This is a genomic window from Microbacterium umsixpiens, assembly GCF_053543675.1.
Window position 1 is genome coordinate 1 of sequence record NZ_JBLVOH010000130.1, and the last position, 4,040, is coordinate 4,040.

4 protein-coding genes are annotated in these 4,040 nt (G+C 69.1%); 3 read left to right on the plus strand and 1 reads right to left on the minus strand.

The features are described from left to right. Positions 1 to 37: 37 nt before the first annotated feature. On the minus strand, positions 38 to 1,123 hold the full coding sequence (locus ACNPM4_RS13040) for a hypothetical protein (RefSeq protein ID WP_448985951.1): 1,086 nt from the start codon (positions 1,121 to 1,123) through the stop codon (positions 38 to 40). Positions 1,124 to 1,487: 364 nt separating this feature from the next. Here ACNPM4_RS13040 and ACNPM4_RS13045 point away from each other — a divergent pair, with 364 nt between their 5' ends. The 3 genes from ACNPM4_RS13045 to ACNPM4_RS13055 all read left to right on the plus strand — a co-directional run. Then, positions 1,488 to 2,384 (plus strand): helix-turn-helix domain-containing protein, encoded by an 897-nt coding sequence (locus tag ACNPM4_RS13045; RefSeq protein WP_448985952.1) that lies wholly within the window; start codon positions 1,488 to 1,490, stop codon positions 2,382 to 2,384. A gap of 195 nt (positions 2,385 to 2,579) precedes the next feature. Next, positions 2,580 to 3,086, plus strand: coding sequence for a hypothetical protein (locus ACNPM4_RS13050; protein ID WP_029261182.1), 507 nt, complete (start codon positions 2,580 to 2,582; stop codon positions 3,084 to 3,086). A gap of 87 nt (positions 3,087 to 3,173) precedes the next feature. After that, a partial coding sequence (locus ACNPM4_RS13055) for a MauE/DoxX family redox-associated membrane protein (RefSeq protein WP_448985953.1) occupies positions 3,174 to 4,040 on the plus strand: 867 nt, incomplete at its 3' end.

A 4,040-nucleotide genomic window follows, 5' to 3' on the forward strand; every position in this document is an offset into this window, starting at 1 on the left:
ACCGCTCAGGTCTGAGTCGGCGCTCGGTCCGAGGGTCTCAGGTCTGAGTCGGCGGCAGCAGGATCCCGTCGGCGATGAGCACCTGCACGGCCGTCTGCACGATCGTCACGGGGTCTCCAACCGCGGGCTCCCCGTGCGCGCTCACCACGGCGTCGACGAGCTGAGCGAGCGTGCTCCCTCCGGCGGCCGCGGTCCAGATGGTCGGGCCGATGCCGTCGAGGACGTGCACCTGTCCCCCGGTCGGCGTCCGCCGCAGCACGGCGATGCGGGACTCGAGTACCAGCTCGTCGACGGTCTCCGCGCGGCGGTACGCGTCCGCGGCTGACGCGTCGACCACGGGTGCGGTGCGGGCGATGATCGGGGGCACCGGGGCCGACTCGACGTCGAGCAGATCATCGATGATCCCGTCGATGCCCGTCACCTCCCGGTAGCGCAGTCGCACGGCACCGCCGGTGGCTTCGAGCACTGCAGCGATCCGCTGCAGGGGTGCCGGCCCGTCGGAGAGATAGCTGGTCTGCGGTCCCAGCAGCGCCAGGGCATCCGCGATGTCCAGCGGTTCGATCTCGGGCACGTCCGGGCCCTCCGGCGAGCGATCGATCACGACGATCTTCGCCACCCGCAGCTCGCCGGGCAGGGTGTGCGCGCCGCCGATGCTCGACAGCGCGACCTGAGCCTTGGGAACGGCATCCTGTTCGATGATCGACAGCGGCTTGCGGTAGGGCACCACGCGACCGGTGTCGTCGATGCCGATGGTCTCGTCGCTCACGTACGCGTAGCGCTGGGAGAGGTGTCGCGCCGCTGTCGTCTTGCCGGTGCCGGATGCCGCGCTGAGCACCACGACGCGACCGTCGGCGGCGGCGAGTCCTGCGGCGTGCAGCATCCAGATCGGGTCGTGTCGGCGGTGCGCGAGGGCCTTGATCGTGACGTCGGTCGAGAGCGCGGAGAGGGCTGCGGCGTCCTCCGTGTCGGCCGGAACCACGGCGACCGCATCGGCGGCTCGATCGCCCTCGTAGCGCGCGTCTGTCCAGGCGGCGAGGGTGCGTGCGCGGAAGTCTTCGTCGCGCCGAGAGGCGTCGATCTCGATGACGGCTCCGACCGCGTTGACGAGGAAGCGATCGGACATGGCAGCAAGCCTATCCACGTTCTTCGACTCGGCGAGCCGCGCAGGCGAAAGCACATTGCGCGCAGGAACAACGCACATTGCGCGCTTTTCTTCCATTCGCCGGACATTCCCCGGCGGGCCCTCTACGGTGGCTCGCAGTGAGGCTCCTGGGGGATGCAGATGAGGTTCGTGTCGTCTCACTACACGAATTCAGAATCTGTGTTGACAGGAGGGGCCGGATGATTGAATCTGTATTCAATACACCACCGTATCGAGGCATCGGGATGGCGAACCCGGCAACGCGACGCGTTGATGGGAGCAGGTTCGGCACCCCGATCGCAGAGGCGCCGCAGTTGTTCGCAGGCACCCTGAGGGGGAACGTCTCGTGAGTCACTCAAACGCTCAGGTCATCGACGACAGAGAGCTCGCGAAGCATGGTGTTCGGCGGGTCGGTGACCGCCCCGGACTGCGTTCCCGGGAGCGCGCCTCCGGCGGTGTACGCCTGCTCAGCACGGGCGGAGGGACCTCCGAGCTCCACGTCGACACGGTGACCCGGTACCCCGACCACTCGGTCTTCGCGTTCGTCGAGGCACAGGCGCTCTGGTCGCGAGTAGAGGGTGAGCCCTGGGTCGAGACCGAGGGCGGTCTCGTCGTCGCCGCACACGGCATCACACGCCGGTTGCGGTGGGCCGGACAGTGGCGCTTCGTTGCCGCACTCGTGCCCCGCTCGGCCATCGCCTCGTTCGTGCCGTCGCTGCCTTCCGACGCGAGTGTGTTCGCGGACCGCCGGCTCCTCGACACTTCGATGCAGCAGTTCATCGGGTGTCTGCTCGACACCGACGACAATGCATCGGCGATCGAGCAGTACGCCATCGAGCAGCTGGTGATGGAGATGTGCGGCGCGGTGCTGCTCGACCGGATCGGCGGGGTCAGCGGGCAGGGCTCGCCGCATGCCGTGCTGCGTGAGCGTGCCATCGCCGTGATCTCGCAGCAGTGCGGTGACCCGTCGCTGAAACCGTCGCGCGTCGCGCATGAGGTGCAGTCGTCGTTGCGGCAGCTGCAGCTCGTCTTCTCCGAATCCGGCAACAGCGTCGCGGCGGAGATCCGTCGCCAACGCGCGCGGCTGGCGCACTCGCTACTGGTCGACAGTCGCTACGACGTGCTGAGCATCGACCAGATCGCGCAGCGCGCCGGATTCCACTCTCCGATGAGCATGCGTCGGGCACTCGACGAGGCCTATCAGGCCACCCCGCGCACCCTGCGCTCCTCGCGCCGGGCATAGCTCCGCGCAGCCAGAACGCACAGATCGCGCAGGTTGAGCGCACCCTGCGCGTAGTTCACCGAAACCCCCTTCCTCCCCCTCTTCCTCTCCCTACTTTGATGACCACGAAGAGGCTCCTGGGGGATGCAGACAACGTGTCGCCTCTTCACGACACCGCGGGAAACCGCATCTGCATCGAACAGGGAGGGCACTCACGTGACCGAAGAAATCCAGAAGAATAAGGGCATCTCGCGGCGCACCATCGTCAAGGGCGCGGCATGGTCGGTGCCCGTCATCGCGGCAGCCGTCGCCACGCCGCTCGCGGCCGCGTCGGGCGACGTCGAGGTCGGCGCGTTCTCCGTCGACGGCGACTGCGGCACGCTGGGACTGCTGTTCCCGGGCTTCGAGATCACCGCCGGCCCGAGCGTACCGCTCCCCGCCGGGACCGTCATCAACATCACGGCGACCGGCGTCGCGAACGTGCAGCTCTTCTCCATCTCGAGCGCACTCGCCGACATCCAGCTCCTGGGACCGACATCGCAGCAGATCACACTCGTCGCCGACCTGCCCGCAGGCGCTTCGTTCGAGGCCCGCGCCCTCGTCGGACTCGGCGTCGGCAGCGTCCTGACGGCAACGGCCACGCTTCCCAGCGGGTACGTCGCGACCGGCGCGAAGACCTCGGGCACGCTGTCCCAGACCGCGATCCTCTGCACCGACGGCTGATCTGTCCTTCGAACTGATCACGAAGATCGTGGAGCGGCCGGAGCCTTCGGGTTTCGGCCGCTCCGGCTATCCGGGAGTATTGGGGCCATGGTCGCGTTCCTCACACCTTTGACGGTGTTCCTCGCCGTCGTCTTCGCCGTGAGCGCGGTCGGAAAGCTCCGATCGGCCGATCGCGGAAGCGCCGCCTTCGCGGCCTTGCGTATCCCTGTCGGTCACCCGAAGACCGCGGCCGGAGCACTGATCGCCGTCGAGGCGGTCGTCGCCGTCGGGCTGCTCGCGACGGACGGCTGGCTCTTCGTGGGCTTCGCTGCCGCGGCGCTCCTGCTGACCTCCGGCCTTCTGATCGCCGTCATCCGGGCGCACCGCCTCGGCGCCACCGATGATTGCGGCTGCTTCGGCGACTGGCTCCCCTCCGCGATCGGACCTCGCCTCATCGTGCGCAACGCGGTCCTCACCGCCATCGCCGCCTCCGTGCTGGCAGGGGCCGTCGCCACGGCCGCCGTCTCCGAGCCCGTCGGGATTCCGGCCACGCTCCTCACGGGCCCGACGGTGCCCCTCGTGCTCGGCGCTGTCGGTGCAGGATTGCTGATCGCCGTCGGCGTCTGGTCCCTGGTCCGCGCATCGAACGCCGCCGGACGAGCGGATGCGCAGATCCCCCGTGGAGCCGGCGCGGTGCTGCTGCCCGCCACGGCAGAGATCGTCGACGTGCTCGTCCCGGCAGCCCGCGCTCGCCTCCTGGTGTTCGTCGCGCCCGGGTGCCACGCATGTGCGACCGCCCTGGCATCACTCAAGGCCGCAGAGGCCTCTCTGGCGGCCGTTGTCGACGTCTACGTGATCCAGCGCGCCGTGAGCGTCGCGGCGAGCACAGAGCCGCCGCACGACCTCCCCGCTTCGACGCGCTTCGCGCTCGACGTCGGCGGTTCTGTTGCGGCGGCGCTCCGCATCGGAGCGGCG

What these genes read in the sequence shown, in the direction of transcription:
- ACNPM4_RS13040 (WP_448985951.1), bottom strand. Translation starts at nt 1,123, where the DNA reads ATGTCCGATCGCTTCCTCGTCAACGCGGTCGGAGCCGTCATCGAGATC.